At 65.6% G+C, this 21,138-nt stretch carries 15 protein-coding genes; 4 read left to right on the top strand and 11 right to left on the bottom strand.

Annotation, left to right across the window (positions count from 1 at the left end; translation table 11 throughout):
• Positions 1–3 precede the first annotated feature (3 nt).
• The 6 genes from GPL20_RS13945 to GPL20_RS13920 form a co-directional block, all read right to left on the bottom strand.
• Positions 4–1,692, bottom strand: coding sequence for a methyl-accepting chemotaxis protein (locus GPL20_RS13945; RefSeq protein WP_157330046.1), 1,689 nt, complete (start codon positions 1,690–1,692; stop codon positions 4–6).
• A gap of 257 nt (positions 1,693–1,949) precedes the next feature.
• Entirely contained in the window at positions 1,950–3,692 is a 1,743-nt protein-coding gene (locus tag GPL20_RS13940) for a methyl-accepting chemotaxis protein (protein WP_157330045.1), read from the bottom strand.
• Positions 3,693–3,923: 231 nt separating this feature from the next.
• Complete coding sequence (locus GPL20_RS13935; protein ID WP_157330044.1) at positions 3,924–4,157, bottom strand: DUF6894 family protein; 234 nt, start codon at positions 4,155–4,157, stop codon at positions 3,924–3,926.
• Between the two features lie 162 nt (positions 4,158–4,319).
• Positions 4,320–4,919, bottom strand: coding sequence for a hypothetical protein (locus GPL20_RS13930; protein WP_157330043.1), 600 nt, complete (start codon positions 4,917–4,919; stop codon positions 4,320–4,322).
• A gap of 112 nt (positions 4,920–5,031) precedes the next feature.
• Entirely contained in the window at positions 5,032–6,018 is a 987-nt protein-coding gene (acuI, locus tag GPL20_RS13925) for an acrylyl-CoA reductase (NADPH) (RefSeq protein WP_254126459.1), read from the bottom strand.
• Between the two features lie 41 nt (positions 6,019–6,059).
• On the bottom strand, positions 6,060–7,313 hold the full coding sequence (locus GPL20_RS13920) for an MFS transporter (protein ID WP_157330042.1): 1,254 nt from the start codon (positions 7,311–7,313) through the stop codon (positions 6,060–6,062).
• Between the two features lie 319 nt (positions 7,314–7,632).
• Between GPL20_RS13920 and nadA the strand changes: the two genes are divergently transcribed.
• The 3 genes from nadA (at position 7,633) to nadC (ending at position 11,400) form a co-directional block, all read left to right on the top strand.
• Positions 7,633–8,733: a quinolinate synthase NadA gene (nadA, locus tag GPL20_RS13915; RefSeq protein ID WP_157330041.1), complete on the top strand. Its 1,101-nt coding sequence runs from the start codon at positions 7,633–7,635 to the stop codon at positions 8,731–8,733.
• Positions 8,734–8,903: 170 nt separating this feature from the next.
• A complete protein-coding gene (locus GPL20_RS13910; protein ID WP_157330040.1) occupies positions 8,904–10,511 on the top strand; it encodes an L-aspartate oxidase in 1,608 nt (535 codons plus the stop codon).
• 10 nt (positions 10,512–10,521) lie between these two features.
• Positions 10,522–11,400 carry a carboxylating nicotinate-nucleotide diphosphorylase gene (gene nadC, locus GPL20_RS13905; RefSeq protein ID WP_157330039.1) on the top strand — a complete coding sequence of 293 codons (879 nt, stop codon included), beginning with the start codon at positions 10,522–10,524 and terminating at the stop codon, positions 11,398–11,400.
• 151 nt (positions 11,401–11,551) lie between these two features.
• On the opposite strand, the gene GPL20_RS13900 is transcribed toward nadC, so the two are convergent.
• From GPL20_RS13900 to GPL20_RS13885, 3 genes are all read right to left on the bottom strand, one after another.
• On the bottom strand, positions 11,552–13,000 hold the full coding sequence (locus GPL20_RS13900; protein ID WP_157330038.1) for a cell wall hydrolase: 1,449 nt from the start codon (positions 12,998–13,000) through the stop codon (positions 11,552–11,554).
• 584 nt (positions 13,001–13,584) lie between these two features.
• Positions 13,585–16,512, bottom strand: a complete 2,928-nt coding sequence (gene ppdK, locus GPL20_RS13890) for a pyruvate, phosphate dikinase (RefSeq protein ID WP_157330037.1) — start codon at positions 16,510–16,512, stop codon at positions 13,585–13,587.
• 96 nt (positions 16,513–16,608) lie between these two features.
• Positions 16,609–16,764, bottom strand: coding sequence for a DUF3096 domain-containing protein (locus tag GPL20_RS13885; RefSeq protein ID WP_014497329.1), 156 nt, complete (start codon positions 16,762–16,764; stop codon positions 16,609–16,611).
• A 232-nt stretch (positions 16,765–16,996) separates the two neighbouring features.
• Between GPL20_RS13885 and GPL20_RS13880 the strand changes: the two genes are divergently transcribed.
• Entirely contained in the window at positions 16,997–17,344 is a 348-nt protein-coding gene (locus tag GPL20_RS13880) for a DUF1236 domain-containing protein (RefSeq protein ID WP_157330036.1), read from the top strand.
• 280 nt (positions 17,345–17,624) lie between these two features.
• On the opposite strand, the gene glyS is transcribed toward GPL20_RS13880, so the two are convergent.
• Together glyS and GPL20_RS13870 are read right to left on the bottom strand one after the other, a co-directional pair.
• A complete protein-coding gene (glyS, locus tag GPL20_RS13875; protein WP_157330035.1) occupies positions 17,625–20,060 on the bottom strand; it encodes a glycine--tRNA ligase subunit beta in 2,436 nt (811 codons plus the stop codon).
• A complete protein-coding gene (locus GPL20_RS13870; RefSeq protein ID WP_157330034.1) occupies positions 20,060–20,998 on the bottom strand; it encodes a glycine--tRNA ligase subunit alpha in 939 nt (312 codons plus the stop codon). The genes glyS and GPL20_RS13870 overlap by 1 nt, the downstream gene beginning before the upstream one ends.
• Positions 20,999–21,138 lie beyond the last annotated feature (140 nt).

Raw genomic sequence — 21,138 nt, 5'->3', positions numbered from 1 at the left:
GGATCAGGCCGCGCGAACCGATTCCAGGAATTGCGCGACCTCGACCTTGAGGTGGGTACTGTCGCTCGCGAGCGATTTCGCCGCCGACAGCACCTGCGTCGAGGCCGAGCCGGTTTCGATCGCCCCGCGCTGCACGTCGGTGATGTTGGACGAGACCTCCTGGGTGCCGAGCGCGGCCTGCTGCACGTTGCGGGAGATTTCCTGCGTGGCGGCGCCCTGCTGCTCGACCGCGGCGGCGATTGCCGAGGACACCTCGGACAGCCGCTCGATGGTGCCGCCGATCTCCTGGATGGCGCTGACGGACTCCTGCGTCGCAGCCTGGATGCCCGAGACCTGCGCACCGATCTCGCCGGTCGCCTTCGCGGTCTGCTCCGCCAGTGCCTTGACCTCGGAGGCCACGACGGCAAAGCCGCGGCCCGCTTCGCCGGCGCGTGCCGCCTCGATGGTCGCGTTCAGCGCCAGCAGGTTGGTCTGGCCCGCGATCGTGTTGATGAGCTCGACGACGTCGCCGATGCGCGCGGCGGCCTGCGAGAGCGCGTTGACGCGCTCGTTGGTCCGCGCCGCCTGCTCGACCGCTTCGGCGGCCATCCGCGCCGAATCCTGCACGCGGCGGCTGATCTCGGTGATGGATGACGACAGCTCCTCCGAGGCTGAGGCCACCGCCTGGACGTTGGTGGAGGCTTCCTCGGACGCCGCCGCGACGACCGTCGCGAGTTCCTGGCCGCGCCGTGCAGTGCCGCTCAGCGTCGTCGCCGACGCCTCGAGCTCGGTCGAGGCCGAGGAGACGGTGCCGACGACCTCTCCGATCATGGCTTCGAACTTGCGGGTAATGGCATCGACGCGGCGGCCGCGCTCGATCTTGGCCTCGGCGTCGCGCGCGGCCACCTCGTCGGCGGCCTTCTTGGCGATCAGCGCCTCCTTGAAGATCTGGAGCGCATCCGCCATCGAACCGATCTCGGTCCTCTCGCCGCGATGCGGCACCTCGGCCGAGAGGTCGCCCTCGCCGAGCGCCTGCATCGGGCGGATGATCGAGGCAATCCCGCGGGAAACGTCGCGCACGAGATAATAGGCCGCGCCGATCGCGATCACGACCGAAAGCACGATGATGCCGACCAGCACGCGGAAGATCGTGGCATAGCTGTCGGCGGCCTGCTTCGTCTCCAGCTCGGCACCCTGGTTGTTCATCTCGATGCCCTTCTGGAGCAGGGGATCGGCGGCCTGGGCCATCTTCGCGACCTTGGTCTGCAACAGCTCGTTGGCGTCGGTCGGGAAGCGGCCGACGCCCTTGCGCGACAGCGCCATCACCTCCTGGACGCCGTTCAGATAGTCGGCCCACGCCGCGGTCCATTGCTGGTAGAGCGAGCGCTCCTCGGTGGACGTGATCAGCGGCTCGTAGATCTTGCGCGTCTTCTCGATGCGCTCGCGCAACGAGGCGAGGCGCTTCTCGGCGGCCTCCTTGCCCTCGGCGGTCTCCTGCATCAGGTGCAGGCGAAGTGCGACGCGCAGCTCGTTGATGTCGGCGCGCATCGAACCGAGCGCACGCACGCTCGGCAGCCAGCTCTGCGCGATCTCGACGGTGTGGGCATTGATATTCTGCATCGTGCCGATCGCCGTCACGCCGACGCCGGCGAGCGAGAGCACGAGGACCGACAACACGGTCAGAAGCTTGAAGACGATCGACAACTTCGACATCACGACAAATCCCGACGATACCTGACAACGCGCAAGTCACCTGCGCCGCAATCGTCACGACACGACGGGCGGAGGTCAGTTCATCAATGCTGGCTGGTTCTTGTCCGGTAAGATGCGCCGATAGTCGCAAACAGGCGTTAACAGGAACCTAGTAAAACTACCGACCTGGCCCCTGGCGGCGTTATTTTCTCTGCAACCATCCGTTGCGGCCACGCGGCAATCTTCAGGCGCCGCACACCCGCGCACCGCAAGTCCGGTCACGCCGCCCGCACCGTCTCGAGGAACCTGCCGACCTCGAGCTTGAGGCGACTGCTGTCGCCGGACAGCATCTGTGCGGCGGACAGCACCTGCGACGACGCCGATCCGGTCTCGCTCGCCCCGCGCTGCACGTCGGCGACGTTGGACGAGACCTGATGCGTGCCGTGCGCGGCCTGCTGCACATTGCGGGAGATTTCGTGCGTGGCCGCGCCCTGCTCCTCCACGGCCGCCGCGATGGTCGAGGAGATCTCCGAGAGTTTCTCGATGGTGTCGCTGATGTCCTTGATGGCGCCTACCGATTCCTGCGTCGCCGCCTGGATGCTGGAGATCTGCTGACCGATCTCGCCGGTCGCCTTCGCGGTCTGCTCGGCGAGCGCCTTCACCTCGGAGGCGACGACCGCAAATCCCTTGCCGGCTTCGCCTGCGCGCGCGGCCTCGATGGTGGCGTTGAGCGCCAGCAGATTGGTCTGGCCCGCGATGGTGTTGATCAGCTCGACGACGTCGCCGATCCGCGTCGCCGCCTTGGACAACTCGCTGACGCGCTCGGTCGTGGTGCGGGCCTGGCCGACGGCCTCGCTCGCCACGCGCGCGGATTCCTGCACCTGACGGCTGATCTCGGTGATCGAGGAGGACAGCTCCTCCGTTGCCGATGCCACCGACTGCACGTTTGTGGAGGCTTCCTCCGACGCTGCCGCGACCACGGTGGTGAGCTGCTGCGTGCGCTCGGCGGTCGAGGTCAGCGTGGTGGCCGATGCTTCGAGCTCGGTCGAAGCCGACGACACCGTGCCGACGATCTCGCCGACCGCGCCTTCGAAGCTGTCGGCGAGCCTGCGCATCTCGGCCTTGCGCTGCTCGGCCGCGATCTGATCCTGCCGGACCCTGGCTTCCGCTTCCGCGTGCGCCTTCTGCTCGGATACGAGCCTGAACTTCTCGACGGCCGCGGCAACGCCGCCGACCTCGTCGGTGCGGCCGAGGCCCGGCAGCACCACGGCAAAGTCGCCGCCGGCGAGCTTATCCATCGCGGCAGTCAGCGCGCGCATGGGACGGGCAATGCTGAAGATCGAGAACACGCAGGCGCCGATCAGGACGAGCGCGACCAGCACGCCGGCGATCAATGACGTCCGCGCAACGGACGCAGCCTCCGCTTCCGCCGCGGCGCGCGCCTCCGCGCTCTTCTGCTTGGCGAAATTCGTGATCTCGTTGGTGAGGTCCGAAATCTCTTCGTTGATCGGCGCCAGCATCTCCTTGCGGATGCGGTCGACCTCGGCCGCCAGCTTCGCGGATTGCGTCGCCGCTTCGCCGTCCTTGTTCGATTCGAGCGCGAACCCCTGCTTGCGGATTCCCTCGATCTGCTGCTCGCCCTTCTGGAAATTGCCGATCAGCGCGGTCAGGCGGTCGATCCGTTTGTCGTTGTCCGGCGAATGCGAGAGCCTTGCCATTTCGCCGGAGAATTTCAGGGCCGCCGTCTGTCGGTCGTTGAAATAGGTGGCGGCCTTCTGCATCTCCGCCGGCGAGGACGAGGTCAGGATGTCGCGAATGCCGATCTGCATCCCGCGCACCGAGGCTTTCGCTTCCGCGGCGTTCTGCGCGATCGCCTGCTGTTCCGATGCTGAATTGGCAAGCCTCCGGACCTCGGCGCCGCCGCTCATCTGGAGGAAGATCATCAGCGCGACGAGGGCGATGGTCAGCACGGAGGTGATGGCGAGCTTGGTGCCGATTCGCAGGTTCTGAATGAACGACATCGAAATTATCCCGGATACGCATTGCCGCGACGAAGCGCGTGAACTGCCCGGGAGGCTAGCCTGCGAGGTTCCTCATTAACGTTAAGCGCAAGGCACCGCGGCCTGGGTAGAACTACGGTGAACGTTGCTCAAATCGGCGGATTTTCCACACTTATGACGCGCAGCGAAACCGGGATTCGCGGATTTGCAGGCCTCGCGTTCGTTAACGCCCGCTCGTCGTTCGTGGCGGTGTCAGCTCACGGTCTCGCCGAGGAGGCTGACACGGAAGACGGGATTCTTGTTCTCGTCGAGCAGCTCCATGCGCCACTCGGCATTCGGCTTCAGGCCGCGGGCGATGCCTCCGAGCAGGTTGGCGCAGACCTCGGTCATCTCGGTCCAGGCCGCGGCGCGATCCTCGAACTCGTAGGGCTGATCGGCGGCTCCGGAATACCGGCCGGAGCTGATGCGGAAGAAGTACAGCGACATCGTTGAACCCTTGCAGGGCCGCGTCCCCCGGCCGTGCGCAAACTGGGACGCGAACAGCTACCAACGCATGAAAGCCGCCCTCCGTATGACTACGGCGCGGCGGCTTCGTGATCGACGGGTGTCTTCAACGACAAAGTGCGCGGGCGGTCCCGCGCAGCCGGTTCACTGGGTCGAGCGGCGCAGTTCGAGCGGGGCCTCGACCTTTGCGGGCTCCGACTTGGCTTCCGACCGCACCGGCTCGAGCCGGCCGCTCTCGACGCGGGGCGTCTCGACGCGCGCGGCGACTTCGGTGTTGGACGGGCCGACCGAACCGGTACGCTCCGAACCGCGCAGCGAGCGCGGACGCGCGACGGCGCGCGCCATCAGCATCTGGTTGCCGCCCTGGTGGTGGAAGTCGCAATAGGCGAAGCCCATGCCCGACACCGAACCGCGGAAGCTGCGATCGTCGGTCTTTTCCAGGTTGAAGCAGGGCTCGAACGGAATGCCCTTGATCGAGGCGCAGACGTTCTGGCCGCGAATCTGGAGCGTGTTGCCGGGCAGTCGGAGATGACGGACCGGGCCAGCGCCCGAGAACTGCACCGCGCCGGCGGCGCCGAGATCGTCGAGGATACGACCTGCGCCGCGGGTGCCATCGAAGCAGGTGAAGGCGAACACCTTGCCGGCAACGAAGCGGCGCGCCTCATCGGCATTCATGCTTCCTGCGACGGCTGGCACGATCGCCGCTGCCGCCGTGACGGCCCCCAACACTAAACGCGCAAGCATGCTCTTACTCCGAACACCCCAGTAGCGGGCAATGCCTGATCTCTTTACCCGCTGCTTACCATACTAACCATGGCGACATTGAAGCAGCTTGGTTGGTAAAGTCTGAACGCCGTCAGACAATTTTCACCACGACGCGGCCGCGGACCTCGCCGGCCAGGATTTTCGCGCCCCATTCCGAAACCTCGGAAAGCGAAATTTCCTTAGTGATTTCAGCAAGTTTCGTCCGATCCAGATCGGACGCCAGGCGCTGCCAGGCAGCTTTCCGCGGTTCGATCGGGCACATCACGGAATCGATGCCGAGAAGGCACACTCCGCGCAAAATGAAAGGTGCGACCGAAGACGGCAGATCCATGCCGGCTGCCAGGCCGCACGCGGCGATCGCCCCGCCATACTTCGTCATCGACAGGAGGTTGGCGAGCGTGGTCGAGCCGACGCTATCGACTCCTCCCGCCCATCGCTCCTTGGCGAGCGGCTTTGCCGGCCCCGACAATTCACTGCGGTCGATGACCTCGGCTGCGCCCAGGTGCTTCAGATAGTCCGCCTCCGCGGCGCGGCCGGTCGAGGCTATGACGTGGTAGCCGAGCTTCGACAGCACGGCAGTCGCGACGGAGCCGACGCCGCCGGCCGCGCCCGTCACCACCACGGGGCCGCTCTTGGGCGAGATACCGTGCTTCTCCAGCGCCAGCACCGACAGCATTGCGGTGAAGCCGGCCGTTCCGATCGCCATGGCGTCGCGCGCCGACAGGCCCTGCGGCAGGGCGACCAGCCAGTCGCCCTTCACCCGCGCCTTCTCGGCATAGGCGCCGAGATGGGTCTCGCCCATGCCCCAGCCGGTGCAGACGACCTTGTCGCCCGCCTTCCACTGCGGATGCGAGGACTGCTCCACGGTGCCGGCGAAATCGATTCCGGCGATCATCGGGAAGCGACGCACCACCGGCGCCTTGCCGGTGAGCGCGAGGCCATCCTTGTAGTTCAGCGTCGACCATTCCACGCGGACGGTGACGTCGCCGTCCATCAGCTCGGCTTCGTCGAACTGCGCCAGCTGCGCGGTGGTGCCCTTGTCGGCCTTGTCGATCCGGATCGCCTTGAACGTGGCCACGGCAAAACTCCCTGACTTGTTTGTCGGGGATGTTTAGCCGATCAGGCAGGCTGCGCAACCGCCCGTGTAACGGGTTTCTCCACGATCGGAAGGTTGATCAGCGCGGAGAGCACGCCGAACAGGATCGAGAGCCACCAGATCGGTGTGTAGGAACCGAACTTTTCGAACACGATGCCCCCGAGCCAGACGCCGAGGAAACCGCCGACCTGATGGCTGACAAAGGCGAAGCCATAGAGCGTCGCAAGCCAGCGCGTGCCGAACATCAGCGCCACCAGCGCCGAGGTCGGCGGCACCGTCGACAGCCAGGTCAGGCCGGAGATCGCACCGAACGCGATCGCCGAGAATGGCGTGATCGGGAACGAGATGAAGGCGAGCGTCGCGAGCGCGCGGGTGAAATAGATGGTCGAGAGGATGTAGCGCTTGGGCAGATAGTTCTGGAGGTAGCCGACGCTCAGCGATCCCATGATATTGAACAGGCCGATCGCCGCGATCACCCAGCCGCCGGTTTGCGCCGAGATGCCGCGATCGACCAGGAAAGCCGGCAGATGCACGGTGATGAAAGCGAGCTGGAAGCCGCAGGTGAAGAAGCCGAGCACCAGCAGCACGTAGGAGCGATGGCCAAAGGCTTCCGCGAGCGCCCTGGTGAAGGTCTGCTCGTCCGCAGGCGCCGCGTTCGCCGTGCTCGCGACCGGCGGCGTCGACAGCGCCAGCGACAGCGGGATGATCAGCAGCATCAGGAAGCCGAACACGGAGAGCGCCTGCTGCCAGCCGAAATTGTCGATCAGCGCGACGCCGATCGGCGCGAACAGGAACTGTCCGAACGATCCCGCGGCGGTGCCGGCACCGAGTGCAAGACCGCGCTTCTCCGCCGGCAACAGCTTGCTGAATGCCGACAGCACCAGATTGAACGAGCAGCCGGCGAGACCGAAGCCAACCATCACGCCCGCGCCGATGTTCAGTGACAGCGGCGTCGATGAATAGCGCATCAAGAGCAGGCCACCGGCGTAGAGCAGAGCCCCGACGCACATCACCCGGAACAGGCCGAAGCGATCGGCGACCGCGCCGGCGAAGGGCTGCCCCAGTCCCCACAACAGGTTCTGCACCGCGATCGCGAGGCCGAACACGTCGCGGCCCCAGGCGAACTCGTGGCTCATCGGCTGGACGAAGAAGCCGAGCGCCGAGCGCGGGCCGAAGCCCAGCATGCCGATGGCGCAGCCGCAAAGGATGATGACGGCTGGCGTACGCCAGTTGGAGGAACGCGAGACCGGACCGAGTTCGCCCGCTTGTGTCGACATGGTGTCCCTCGTCTGTCGTTGGCGGATCCGGAATAGGCAGCCGCGGTTCAGCCGTTTAATGCAGTTGCATGAAAATCGGAAGTCAAAAGTGATTGCGTTCCGCGAAGGGCTGCTGCGGGAGCATTGCGTTTTCGAGGAGGCCTGGGGCGAGACGCAAATTAACGCGAACGTGTGCGGCAGGGCCTAGCAGCTCTCCCCACGGCGTGATATATTTGATCTACTCATATTGAGCATATCTGGATTTGGTCCGGCCTTTGGGTCGGATTTCTCAGGCTCCATATATACTCATAATGAGTATAACTGACATACGGAGGCTCCGATGCCGATCACTGGAATTTACGGCCCCGAGGATTTTGACAGTCGGCCCCAGGGCCAAACCACCTCTCCGCGCGTCCCACCGCGAACGGCAGCCCCACTGCCGATGCCGTCGCTGCAATGGACGGCGGACGTCGAGCGGGCCACTGCGCCGCTCTATGAGCGTGTGAAGCACGTGATCCCGCCGATCGAATGGCCGCTGATGGCACCGACGATCAAGGCGATCAACGAGCTGAAGAGAGCGCGCGGCGCGGTGATCCTCGCGCACAACTACCAGGCGCCCGAGATCTTTCACTGCGTCGCCGACATCGGCGGCGACTCGCTTCAGCTCGCGGTCGAGGCGACCAAGGTAAAGGCCGACGTGATCGTACAGTGCGGCGTGCACTTCATGGCGGAGACGTCGAAACTGCTCAATCCGGACAAGACGGTGCTGATCCCCGACTCGCGCGCCGGCTGCTCGCTGGCCGCCAGCATCACGGGCGCCGACGTGCGCCTGCTCCGCGAAAAATTTCCCGGCGTGCCGGTCGTCGCCTATGTCAACACCTCAGCGGAGGTGAAAGCCGAGGTCGACATCTGCTGCACGTCGTCGAACGCGGTGCAGGTGGTCGAGAGCCTCAACGCGCCGAGCGTGATCTTCCTGCCCGACCGCTATCTCGCCACCTACGTCGCATCGAAGACCGATGTGAAGATCATCGCCTGGAAAGGCGCCTGCGAGGTGCACGAGCGCTTTACGGGCGAGGAGCTGCGCAGCCTTCGCGACGGCGATCCCTCGGTGCAGATCATTGCGCATCCCGAATGCCCGCCGGACGTGCTGGCGGAGGCCGATTTCACCGGCTCGACTGCGCACATGATCAACTGGGTGCGTGAGCGGCGGCCGAGGCGGCTCGTCATGATCACCGAATGCTCGATGGCCGACAATGTCCGCGCCGAGCTGCCCGACGTGGAGATGCTGCGTCCCTGCAATCTCTGCCCGCACATGAAGCGCATCACGCTCGCCAACATCCTGGACAGCCTGCTGACGCTTGGCGAGGAGGTCACGATCGATCCCGCGCTTGCAGTGCGCGCGCGGCGATCGGTCGAGCGGATGATCAATCTGAAGAACTAGCGACATCCACCGCCGTCGTCCCGGACAAGCGCAGCGCAGATCCGGGACCCATAACCCCAGGAAGGTGTGGTTGCGAAGAACGACGTTGCAGAGCTTCGCAAAACAACTCCCGCCGCGGCGTATGGGTCCCTGCGTTCGCAGGGACGACGGCGGAGCGAATGGAGAAAGCCATGACAAATAACGTCCACAACCTCACCCGCGCCACCGATGACGTCGTCATCGTCGGCGGCGGCCTCGCGGGACTCTTCTGCGCACTGAAGCTCGCGCCACGGCCGGTGACGTTGATCTCGGCGGCGCCGCTCGGACAGGGCGCATCATCCGCATGGGCGCAAGGCGGCATTGCCGCGGCGGTGGCCGACGGCGACACGCCGGAAGCCCACGCTGCCGACACGATCGCCGTCGGCGGCGGCATCGTCGATGAAGCGATCGCGCTCGGCATTGCAAGCGAGGCCGCGCCGCGGATTCACGATCTGCTGGCCTATGGCGTGCCGTTCGACCGCGATCTCGACGGCAGGCTCGCGGTCGGACGCGAAGCTGCGCATTCGGCGCGGCGCATCGTGCACGTGCGCGGCGATGCGGCCGGCGCCGCGATCATCGCGGCGTTGAGCGAGGCCGTGCGGCGGACGCCGTCGATCCGCGTGATCGAAGGTCTTGTCGCCGAAGCGCTCCTGACCGAGGACGACGCCGTCACCGGCCTTCAGCTGCGCGAGGCCGGCAATCTCGCCGCGCGACCGATCATGCTCGCCGCGCGCGCGGTGGTGCTCGCAACCGGCGGCCTCGGCCATCTCTATGCCGCCACCACCAATCCGCTCGAGGCCAGCGGCTCCGGCCTTGCGATCGCGGCGCGCGCCGGCGCCGCGATCGCCGACCCGGAATTCGTGCAGTTCCACCCGACCGCCATCATGGTCGGGCGCGATCCCGCGCCCCTCGCCACAGAAGCGTTACGCGGCGAAGGCGCAACGCTGATCAACGGCGATGGCGAGCGCTTCATGCTTGCGCGTCATCCGCTCGCCGAGCTCGCGCCGCGCGATATCGTGGCCCGCGGCGTCTTCGCGGAGATCGCGGCCGGGCGCGGCGCCTTCCTCGATGCGCGGGAGGCGCTGGGTGGGCGTTTCGCCGAGCGATTTCCGACCGTACATGCGAGCTGCATCGCCGCCGGCATCGATCCCGCTGCACAGCCGATCCCGATCGCGCCGGCCGCGCACTACCACATGGGCGGCATTGCGGTTGACGCGCGCGGCCGCAGCTCGATCGACGGGCTCTGGGCCGGCGGTGAAGTGTCCTCCACCGGCGCGCACGGCGCCAACCGGCTCGCGTCGAATTCGCTGCTGGAGGCCGTGGTCTATGCCGCGCGCATCGCCGACGACATCGCCGGCCGTGCCATCCCCTCGCCTGCCCGCCTGCCGGACGCCTTGGTGACACCGCGCGGCGGCGCGCCGGATGCTGCGGCCGTGAAGCGGCTGCGGGCGATGATGAGCGCGCGCGTCGGCGTGATCCGCGACGGCAACGGGCTTGCCGACGCCGTGCTCAACTTTTCCACGCTCGAACGCGAGGCGGCAAGCATCGCCGTCCGCAACATGGCGGCGTCGGCCCTGCTCGTGGCCGCATCCGCGTGGAGCCGGCGCGAGAGCCGCGGCGCACATTTCCGTTCCGACCATCCGGCAGAGGTACCAATGCTCGCACAACGAACGATGACCACGCTCGCAGCAGTGCGCGAGGTGGCCGACAGCATCGCAGACCGTCCGCTGCCGCGCACCGCCCAACCCATGATCGCCTGACGGAGTTGTCATGATCACCCCGACCTCCCTGCTCTATCCCGACGCTTTCCTGTCCCCGCTCGCGATCGACGAGGCCGTGCACCGCGCACTCGACGAGGACCTCGGCCGCGCCGGCGACGTCACCTCGCTGGCAACGATTCCGGAAGCGACGACGGCGCAAGCCGTCCTGGTCGCGCGCCAGTCCGGCGTGATCGCCGGCTTGCCGCTGGCGCTTGCGACCCTGCAAAAGCTCTCGTCCGACATCGAGGTGCGCGCGCATGTCCGCGACGCCGCGCGGGTTGCCCGCGGGCAGCACGTGCTGACGATCTCCGGGCCCGCGCGCGCCATTCTCACGGCGGAGCGGACCGCCCTGAATTTCGTCGGGCGCCTCTCGGGCGTCGCGACGCTGACGGCCGACCATGTCGCGCGCACCGAAGGCACGCGGATGCGCATCTGCTGCACGCGAAAGACCACGCCGGGATTGCGGGCGCTGGAGAAATATGCCGTGCGCTGCGGCGGCGGCTTCAATCACCGCTTCGGCCTCGACGATGCGATCTTGATCAAGGACAACCATATCGCCGTCGCCGGCGGCATCCGCCCGGTGCTGGAGCGCGCCCGCGCCCATGCGGGTCATCTCGTCAAGATCGAGATCGAGGTCGACACGCTCGTACAGCTGCGCGAGGTGCTGGACACCGGCCTCGCCGACGCGGTGCTGCTGGACAACATGGACCTCGCGACGCTGCGCGAGGCGGTGAGGCTCAACCAGGGCCGCCTCAAACTGGAGGCGTCCGGTGGCGTCACACTGGACTCGATCGCGGCCATCGCGGCGACCGGTGTGGACTACGCGTCAGCAGGCGCTCTGACCCATTCAGCCCCGAATTTCGACTGTGCGCTGGATATCGAGGCGTGAGGGTCTGCTCCCTCTCCCCGTTCTTTCGGGGAGAGGGTTGGGGTGAGGGGCTGTATCCGCAAACTCATAGGCAGACGGTCTCGCGGGGAGTCCCCCTCACCCGATCGCTTCGCGATCGACCTCTCCCCGCAAGCGGGGCGAGGCGAGAAAACTACCGCCGCTCACCCATCTCGGCGGAACTCTTGGCTTCCTGCGCGAGCTCGGCGGAGAGCGCGGCGGTCTGCGCCGGCGTGCCCCAGCTCGGTTCCTCGCTGCCGTCGCCCCAGGCGCGCGGACGGTAGAAGGTGTGCACGCCGGTCTTGTACATCTTCTTCATCTCGGCCACCCAGGACGGGCGCACCCAGTAGGCGTGATAGTGCGTGGACTTGCCGACCTCGGGCAACCAGATCTGGCCGTCGAGCGTGGCCTTCGAAATCTTCTTCGCGCGCTCCCACATCTCGGGCTCGCGGATCACGTCGGGATTGTTGTCGCAGGCGAAGGTGAACTGGCAGGCAAAGTGGCGGTACTTGTTCTGGTAGACCACGCCGCAGACCGTGTCGGGATATTTGCCGGAGAATACGCGGTTCATCACCACCTGCGCGACCGCCATCTGGCCGCGCACGGCCTCGCCGCGGGACTCGAAATAGATGGCTTCGGCGAGACATTTTTCCGATTTCGCGCGCGACTTCTCGTCGAGCGCGAGCCGCTCCGCCGGCGATCTGGCACGCTGATTGTCGGCGTTGACCTCGCCCTTCGGCGCGACGCTCTCGCCGCTTTCGATGTCCTTGGCGATATCCGCCGACGGCGGCGACAGCGCGGCCGTCACCTTCATGTCGGGGTCGGGCATCACGATCAGCGGCTCTGCACCGGGCTGCCAGCTCTCGATGCTCTCGAGATTGCCGCCGAGCGAGGAGCTGCCGAAGAACAGGTTCGAGGTCTTGACGCTGAACGGATCGCGTGACGGCGCCGGCGCGGCAGGCATGCGCTTGAACGCCTCGAGCGGCGCGGTCGCTAGCGCGCGCGCAGCGTCGCTGGCCTGCGGCGGATTGGAATATTGCGGCAGCGGCGGCGCACGCAGCGCTTCCGCGAGCTCGGGATCGAGCGTGGCTGCGGACTCCGGCGACATGGCTTGCGGTAACGCAACAGTCTTGGCGCCGAACACGGAGCTGTTCGACGTCGCGGGATCTTCCTGTGCAGGAGCCGCGGCCGGTGCCGTCATGTCGGGAGACACCGTGGGGGGAGCGGTTGCGAGGCGGTCACCCTTCAAGGAACGATCGACCTTGGGAAAATCAGCGGCCTGGTAGCGCGGCGGCGCCTGGAGCGCCGGATTGCGGCCGATCGCGCCGGTGACGTCGCGGGCATCGAGGCTTGCGAGGCGAACCATCGCGCTCTGCGGCACCGACGTGCCGATGGGGCGGGAAAAACTGTAGGTGGCGAGCTGGATCGACGACGCTGCGGAATAGACCTGCTTCTGCCAGCGCTCGGCGACGCCGGGCTGGCGTGCCAGGAGCGAGGCAATGTCCTGATAGCCGGTCTCTCTCGGCATCAATGCGAAGATGCAGAGACCGATGCCGAAGGACGCGAACCGCGCGCCCTTCGGATGGTTACGCAACACAAACATCGATACGCTCACGCTACGCTTACGCTCGTCTGATCGAACTCAGTGCATCCGTGCAATTCGATCTTTATCGTAAGTATCCAATTTAGGTTGCCGGGGCGTTAATCGGCGTTGCGCGCACGGCACACTCAAGCGAACACAGGTGTTTTCACGGGGCGATGATGCGCGTTGGTAAATGCGCCCTCACGTAAAGCGGTAAACATCCGGTCAACGCGAATGGTGAAGGAACTCTTGACGGCGCGTGTCATTACGGGACGCGCGGTTCCTCTGCTTGCGCAATGCGCCTCCACACCACCGCTGTCATGCCCCGCGAAAGCGGGGCATCCAGTACGCCGCGGCACCTCGATTCGATCACCGCTGTCTCGGAGTACGGGATCGCCCGGTCAAGCCGGGCGATGACAGTGAGTGTGTGGCGAGAGCGTCCCACAAACTCGTCATTGCGAGCGCAGCGAAGCAATCCAGAGTCTCTCCGCGGAGACAGTCTGGATTGCTTCGCTGCGCTCGCAATGACGGTGTGGAAGCAGTCTCGCTTCAAAAGAAAAAGGCGGGGACTGGCCCGCCTCTCTCAACTCATTCTGCTCTTCGACTTACGCCTGGCTCGCGATCTCCTTGCCGAGCGCGGCCTGCGCGGCGGCGAGGCGGGCGATCGGCACGCGGTAGGGCGAGCACGATACGTAGTCGAGGCCGATGGTGTGGCAGAAGGCGACGGAGGCGGGATCGCCGCCGTGCTCGCCGCAGATGCCGACCTTGAGCGAAGCGCGCGTCTTGCGGCCGCGCGCGACGCCGATCTTGACCAGCTCGCCGACGCCTTCCTGGTCGAGCGCGATGAAGGGATCGACCGACAGGATGCCCTTTGCGACGTAGGGGCCGAGGAAGCTCGCCGCGTCGTCGCGGCTGATTCCGTAGGTGGTCTGCGTCAGATCGTTGGTGCCGAACGAGAAGAACTCGGCGGACTGCGCGATCTCGGCCGCGAGCAAGCAGGCGCGCGGCAGCTCGATCATGGTGCCGACCTGATAGGCCAGCTTCGTATTCGTGTCGCGCATCACCGCCTGCGCCGTGGCATCGATGCGTGCCTTGACGAGATCGAGCTCGGCCTTGGTCGCGATCAGCGGCACCATCACCTCGAGGCCGACGGCCTTGCCGGTGCGCCGCTGGGCTTCGACCGCGGCCTCGAAGATCGCGCGGGCCTGCATCTCGGCGATCTCGGGATACGCGATCGCGATGCGGCAGCCGCGGAAGCCGAGCATCGGATTGAACTCCGAGAGCTCGCGCGCGCGGTCGGCGAGGCGCCGCGGGTCGGTGTTCATGGCACGCGCCACTTCCTCGACCTCGGCATGGGTGTGCGGCAGGAACTCGTGGAGCGGCGGATCGAGCAAGCGGATCGTGACGGGCAGGCCCTTCATGATCTCGAACAGCTCGACGAAGTCGGCGCGCTGCATCGGCAGCAGCTTGGCCAGCGCGGCACGGCGCGACTGCTCGTCCTCGGAGAGGATCATCTCGCGCACCGTGCGGATGCGCGTCTCCTCGAAGAACATGTGCTCGGTGCGGCACAGGCCAATGCCTTCCGCGCCGAACTTGATCGCGGTGCGCGCGTCCTCCGGCGTGTCGGCATTGACGCGCACGCCGATCTTGCGGACCTGGTCGGCCCAGGTCATCAGCGTGCCGAACTCGCCGGAGAGCTCCGGCTCGATCATCGGCATGCGGCCGGCGAGCACCTGGCCGAGCGAACCGTCGATGGTGATGACGTCGCCGGTCTTGAAGGTGCGCGAGCCGATGCTCATGGTGCCGCGGCCGTAATCGACGCGGATGGTGCCGCAGCCGGAGACGCAGGGCTTGCCCATGCCGCGGGCGACCACGGCGGCGTGCGAGGTCATGCCGCCGCGCGTGGTCAAAATGCCTTCGGCGGCGTGCATGCCGTGGATGTCTTCCGGGCTGGTCTCGATGCGGACAAGGATCACCTTGCGCCCGTCGCCCTGGAGCTTGGCCGCTTCATCCGAGGAGAACACGATCTCACCCGAAGCCGCGCCGGGCGAGGCCGGCAGGCCGGTCGCGATCACGTCGCGCTTGGCGTTGGGATCGATGGTCGGATGCAGCAGCTGGTCGAGCGAGGCCGGGTCGATCCGCGTCACCGCTTCCTTCTTCGAGATCAGGCCCTCATTGGCGAGCTCGACCGCGATGCGCAGCGCCGCCTTCGCGGTGCGCTTGCCGCCGCGGGTCTGGAGCATCCAGAGCTTGCCCTGCTCGACCGTGAACTCCATGTCCTGCATGTCGCGGTAGTGCCTCTCGAGCAGCGTGTAGATCCGCGTCAGCTCCTTGAAGGCCTCCGGCATCGCCGATTCCATCGACGCCTTGTCGGAGCCCGATTCCTTGCGCGCTTCCTCGGTGATGTCCTGCGGCGTGCGGATGCCCGCCACCACGTCTTCGCCCTGCGCGTTGATCAGGAACTCGCCGTAGAGCTTGCTCTCGCCGGTCGAGGGATTGCGCGTGAAGGCAACGCCCGTTGCCGAGGTCTCGCCCATGTTGCCGAACACCATGGCCTGCACGTTGACCGCGGTGCCCCAGGATTCCGGAATGTCGTGCAGCTTGCGGTACGTCACCGCGCGCGCGTTCATCCAGGATGAGAACACCGCGCCGATAGCTCCCCAGAGCTGGTCGTGCGGGTCCTGCGGGAATTCCTTGCCGATCTCGCGCGCGACCGCTTCCTTGTACTTGCCGACCAGCTCGACCCAGTCCTCGGCGCTGAGGTCGGTGTCGAGCGAATAGCCCTGGCTGTCCTTGAAGGTGTCGAGGATCTCCTCGAAGTGATGATGCTCGAAGCCGAGCACCACGTCCGAATACATGGTGATGAAGCGGCGATAGCTGTCATAGGCGAAGCGGCGGTCACCCGACAGCTCGGCCAGTGCTTCGACGGTCTCGTCGTTGAGGCCGAGATTGAGCACGGTGTCCATCATGCCCGGCATCGAGGCGCGCGCGCCGGAGCGCACGGAGACGAGCAGCGGGTTCCTGGTGTCGCCGAACACCTTGCCGGTCAACTTGCCGACATGGTCGAGCGCCTTCTCAACCTGCGCCTGCAATTCCTTCGGATAGGTCTTGTCGTGTGCGTAGAAATAGGTGCAGACCGAGGTCGGGATGGTGAAGCCCGGAGGCACCGGCAGGCCGAGATTGGCCATCTCGGCGAGGTTGGCGCCCTTGCCGCCGAGCAGATCGCGCATCTCCGAGCGCCCCTCGGCCTTGCCGTCGCCGAAGGTGAACACCCATTTGCCGGCCTTGGCCGCAGCTGGCGCCGCTTTGGCGGGTGCCGCCTTCTTCGCGGCGACCTTCGGCACGACCGGCTTGGTCATGGCCTTTGCGGCCGGCTTGGCAGCGGGCTTCACAGCGGACTTAGCGGCAGCCTTGGCGACGGGCTTCGGGGCGCTCTTGGCCAGCGCCTTGCGGGCCGGCGGCGCGGCTTTCGCGGCGGCGGAGGACTTTGATTTCGCTGGCATTTTCTTAGGCTTCGAGGCGGCTTTGGCCATAGCTTGCACACAACCTGCGAGAGGGACGGGAAATCGCGGGCCTTACACCACTTTGAGCGGGCCCGCGCAAGTCGAAGAGTTCCGGAAAATGAAGGCCTAGAGATGGAGCCACTTCAATAATCCGAGCCCGATCGCACCATTTATGATGAGAAAGATCGCGACGATCAGGTTGAGCAGGCGCGGCATGATCAGAATCAGAACGCCCGCAAGCAGCGACAGAAGCGGCGAGATGTGGGCGACGGTGATGTGCATGAACTATCTTTCCATGGCGTGAGGCGTGAGACGAATCGCGGGCGGATCATAGCGGCACCGGTTCCGCGAGTAGAGACGCGTCAACGCGCAAACGAGTTCCCTGCACCCACGAAAACTGCCCGAAATTGCCGCGAATGCGGCAGGCCTTTTCCCGGAACATTGCGAAGGGTGCATGCATTGGCAACCGATTGCGCCACCGGCGCCTCCGAAAATCTCGTCGAAGGAGTTGTCCATGCGAAACAGGATTCTTGCTCTTGCAGCGCTCGCGGCCGCGATCGGCTCGCCCCTTGCGGCGCAGGCGCAAAGCACGGTCGGACGCGCGCCCGCCGTGGTCGACAGTGCCCCGACCATTGCGGCCGAACAGCGGCCCGCCTTCCGTGACTATGTCGTCGAACAACGTGTGCCGCCCTTCCGTACTCCGGATCGCGTGGTGGTCGGTGCCACCTTACCCGAGAGCGGCATCACCTATTATGACGTGCCGCAGCGCTTCGGCGCCACGACCTATCGCTACACCGTCGTGAACGGCGAGACCGTGCTGGTTGAGCCGCGCTCGCGCCGCATCGTCGAGGTGCTGGACTAGAGTCTCGCTTGGACGCGTTTTCTTCACGCGAACCGGTATCCGCTTCGCTCGAAAACGCTGCCGTTCCACTCGATGTCCGGCGCGTCACATCAATCAGGCTGACGCGAGTAGCGTAGACGGACATCAGGCCCTGCCCGGTCCTCCCCCCGCCGGGCGGGGCTTTTTTGCGCGCCTCCACCACCGTCATTCCGGGGCGGTGCGCAGCACCGAACCCGGAATCTCGAGATTCCGGGCTCGCGCTAAGCGCGCCCCGGAATGACACCGTTGTTGGTGCGCACCCTCAGTCCTGGATCTTCGAGAAATCCGCCACCGCACGCGTGGCGCTGCGGATCTCATTGAGCAGCTTCAGGCGGTTTTCGCGCACCTTCGGATCGTCGTCGTTGACGCGGACCTTGTCGAAGAACGCATCGACCGGCGGACGCAGCTTCGCCATCGCGCTCATGGCGGCGGCAAAGTCTTCCTTGGCGACGGCCGCACTTGCTTCCGCCTTCACCTCGCCGATCGCCTTGGCCAGCGCCTTCTCCTCGCTGAGGCTGTACAGCGCAGCATCGGGCGCGCCGTCGAAGGTGCGCTTGTCCTTCTTCTCCTCGATCGACAGGATATTGCTGGCGCGCTTGGTGCCGGCCAGCAGGTTCTTGCCGTCGTCACTATCGAGGAATTTGCCGAGCGCCTCGACGCGGCGGACGATCATGAGCAGATCGTCCTGGTCACCGAGCGCGAACACAGCGTCAACCAGATCGTGCCGCGCGCCCTGCTCGCGGAGCTGGACCTTCAGGCGATCGGCGAAGAAGGCGAGCAGATCCTCAAGAGTGCTCCCGTGAAACGACAGGGCAAAATTTTCGGCATCAACGATCATCTCGCGAAGAACTTCAGGTCTCTCATCGAGTATGATTTCGTCGATACGAATTTTCGTCATGGCGAACGAGACCGTCTGCGCTGCCCGTGCCCATTCATACATTTCAGTAAATGGAGCATCACCACCATCATTGAAACGCTTCGCGATGGCACCCGCAAGCGAGCGCGCTGTCTCTGGGACGCAACGTTCCCAAACGCTCTTGCGGAAGAATTCGAGGACATTTGCAGAAAAATCAACGAAGGCCTCTCCCTGCGGGAAGCTTTCATTTGCTAGGTCGCTGTTTATCGAATCGGCCTCCTTCAGTGAGAAGGTACGATGGTGCAGAAGCAACGATTGACGAAGCGCCGACGCCAACGACATTCGAAGCCGGTTCTCCGCAATCAGACGGATCACGCCCAACGCAGCACGACGCAATGCATAAGGATCCTTCGACCCAGTCGGCTTCTCATTGATCGCCCAGAAACCAACCAGCGTATCGATCTTGTCGGCGAGCGCGACGGCGACGCTAACCGGATCGGTCGGCACGCGATCGGCAGGACCTTGCGGCTTGTAGTGCTCTTCGCAGGCAGCGGCGACGGAATCATCCTCGCCCTGGGCCTTCGCGTAGTACCTGCCCATCAGGCCCTGCACTTCCGGGAATTCGCCGACGACCTCGGTCAGCAAATCCGCCTTGGCCAGATGCGCGGCACGCTTGGCCTTGGCGACATCGGCGCCGACCAGCGGTGCGATCTCGGCGGCGAGGCGTTCGATGCGCTTGATGCGCGCGGCCTGCGTGCCGAGCTTCTCGTGGAACACGATCTGCTCGAACTTCGGCAACCGGTCTTCGAGCTTCGTCTTCAGGTCCGTCTCGTAGAAGAACTTCGCATCCGACAGGCGCGGGCGGATCACGCGTTCGTTTCCTGCAACGATGACCTTGCCGCCATCAGTCGCCTCGATATTGGCGGTGAGGACGAACTTGTTGGTCAGCTTGCCGGTCTTCGGATCCTTGACGACGAAGCACTTCTGGTTGTTGCGGATGGTGGCGCGGATCACCTCGTCCGGGATCGCGAGATATTCCGCCTCGAACGAACCCATCATGACGACGGGCCATTCGACGAGGCCGGATACCTCGTCCAGCAGCACCTGATCCTCGACCAGCTCGAACCCTTGCGCGAACGCCAGCTCCTTGGCATCGGCGAAGATGATGTCCTTGCGCGCCTGCGGATCGAGGATGACCTTGGCCGCCTTCAGCTTCGCCTCATAATCCTCGAACCGGCGCACCGAAATCGCGCTAGGTGCCATGAAGCGATGGCCGTAGGTGGTCTGGCCGGCCTCGATGCCGTCCACCGAGAATTTCACGACGTCGGGCTCTTCGGTCTCCAGCCCGAAGGTCGCGGTGATCGCGTGCAGCGGACGCACCCAGCTCAGCGAGCCGGGTTTTCCAGAACGCGCGCCCCAGCGCATCGACTTCGGCCAGGGGAAGGTACGGATGATGACCGGGAGGATTTCCGCGAGCACATCGATCGCGTCGCGGCCGGGCTTCTCGATCAGCGCGATGTAGAAGTCGCCCTTCGGGTCGCGCTGGATCTTGGCTTCGTCCAGCGATGTCAAACCCGTCGCCTTCAGAAAGCCCTGCACGGCGGCATCGGGCGCGCCGATCTTCGGCCCGCGGCGTTCGGTCTTGAGATCAGGCTGGCGCACGGGAATGCCGTGCACGGTGAGCGCAAGACGACGCGGCGTCGCGAACGCCTTCGCGCCCTCGTAGACGAGCCCCTCGGCGACGAGCTTGTCGGTGACCATGCGGCGCAGATCGTCGGCCGCCTTGGCCTGCATGCGCGCGGGGATTTCTTCCGAGAACAGTTCAAGCAAAAGATCGGGCATCAGGCCGCTCCGCCCGCTTCAGTATGGATCCAGGCCTCGCCGCAGGCCTTGGCCAGCTCGCGGACGCGAAAAATGTAGCTCTGCCGCTCGGTCACGGAGATCACGCCGCGCGCGTCGAGCAGATTGAAGACGTGGCTCGCCTTGATGCACTGGTCATAGGCCGGCAGCGCCAACAGGTGCTGCTTGCGGTTACCGCCTTCGCGCCAGCCGGCGTCGAGATATTTCCGACAGGCCGCCTCCGCCATCTTGAATTGCTCGAACAGCATCGCGGTGTCGGCGTACTCGAAATTGTGCCGCGAATATTCCTGCTCGGCCTGGAGGAAGACGTCGCCATAGGTGACCTTGGCATCGCCCTCGCGGCCGTTGAAATTGAGGTCGTAGACGCGGTCGACGCCCTGCACATACATCGCGAGGCGCTCCAGCCCGTAGGTGAGCTCGCCCGCGACCGGCGCGCATTCGAAGCCGGCGACCTGCTGGAAATAAGTGAACTGGCTCACCTCCATGCCATCGCACCAGCACTCCCAGCCCAGGCCCCAGGCGCCGAGCGTCGGGCTCTCCCAGTCGTCCTCGACGAAGCGGATGTCGTGCACGGCGGAATCGATGCCGATCGCGGCGAGCGACTTCAGGTACAGCTCCTGAAGGTTCGGCGGCGACGGCTTCATGATCACCTGGAACTGGTAGTAGTGCTGCATCCGGTTCGGATTCTCGCCATAGCGGCCGTCCTTGGGCCGGCGCGAGGGCTGCACATAGGCGGCATTCCAGGGCTTTGGCCCGAGCGCGCGCAGGGTCGTCGCCGGATGGAAGGTACCCGCACCCATCTCCATGTCGTAGGGCTGCAAAATCACGCAGCCCTGCTCGGCCCAGAACCGCTGGAGCGCGAGGATGAAGCCCTGGAACGAGCGTTCCGGGCGCATATGGGCGGGCAATGAGGCGTCCATCGTCAGATCAGGCTCTCGCGGGGGGTTTTGAATCGCGCGGGACCGTATCGACGGCGGGCATGGGAATCAAGGCGAAGGGGGCCGAAAGCGGCCCCAACTTCCGTCATTCCGGGGCGCCCAGAGGGCGAACCCGGAATCTC

The organism is Bradyrhizobium cajani (assembly GCF_009759665.1).
GTDB classification, from domain to species: domain Bacteria; phylum Pseudomonadota; class Alphaproteobacteria; order Rhizobiales; family Xanthobacteraceae; genus Bradyrhizobium; species Bradyrhizobium cajani.
This window is presented reverse-complemented; position numbering and strand designations above follow the sequence as displayed.

Bases quoted from the DNA above. Each gene is read 5' to 3' on its own strand.
- GPL20_RS13920 (WP_157330042.1), bottom strand. From the start codon at position 7,313: ATGTCGACACAAGCGGGCGAACTCGGTCCGGTCTCGCGTTCCTCCAAC.
- GPL20_RS13870 (WP_157330034.1), bottom strand. From the start codon at position 20,998: ATGGACGCCTCATTGCCCGCCCATATGCGCCCGGAACGCTCGTTCCAG.
- GPL20_RS13930 (WP_157330043.1), bottom strand. From the start codon at position 4,919: ATGCTTGCGCGTTTAGTGTTGGGGGCCGTCACGGCGGCAGCGGCGATC.
- GPL20_RS13880 (WP_157330036.1), top strand. From the start codon at position 16,997: ATGCGAAACAGGATTCTTGCTCTTGCAGCGCTCGCGGCCGCGATCGGC.
- GPL20_RS13935 (WP_157330044.1), bottom strand. From the start codon at position 4,157: ATGTCGCTGTACTTCTTCCGCATCAGCTCCGGCCGGTATTCCGGAGCC.
- GPL20_RS13945 (WP_157330046.1), bottom strand. From the start codon at position 1,692: ATGTCGAAGTTGTCGATCGTCTTCAAGCTTCTGACCGTGTTGTCGGTC.
- GPL20_RS13910 (WP_157330040.1), top strand. From the start codon at position 8,904: ATGACAAATAACGTCCACAACCTCACCCGCGCCACCGATGACGTCGTC.
- glyS (WP_157330035.1), bottom strand. From the start codon at position 20,060: ATGCCCGATCTTTTGCTTGAACTGTTCTCGGAAGAAATCCCCGCGCGC.
- GPL20_RS13900 (WP_157330038.1), bottom strand. From the start codon at position 13,000: ATGTTTGTGTTGCGTAACCATCCGAAGGGCGCGCGGTTCGCGTCCTTC.
- ppdK (WP_157330037.1), bottom strand. From the start codon at position 16,512: ATGGCCAAAGCCGCCTCGAAGCCTAAGAAAATGCCAGCGAAATCAAAG.
- GPL20_RS13885 (WP_014497329.1), bottom strand. From the start codon at position 16,764: ATGCACATCACCGTCGCCCACATCTCGCCGCTTCTGTCGCTGCTTGCG.
- nadC (WP_157330039.1), top strand. From the start codon at position 10,522: ATGATCACCCCGACCTCCCTGCTCTATCCCGACGCTTTCCTGTCCCCG.
- nadA (WP_157330041.1), top strand. From the start codon at position 7,633: ATGCCGATCACTGGAATTTACGGCCCCGAGGATTTTGACAGTCGGCCC.
- GPL20_RS13940 (WP_157330045.1), bottom strand. From the start codon at position 3,692: ATGTCGTTCATTCAGAACCTGCGAATCGGCACCAAGCTCGCCATCACC.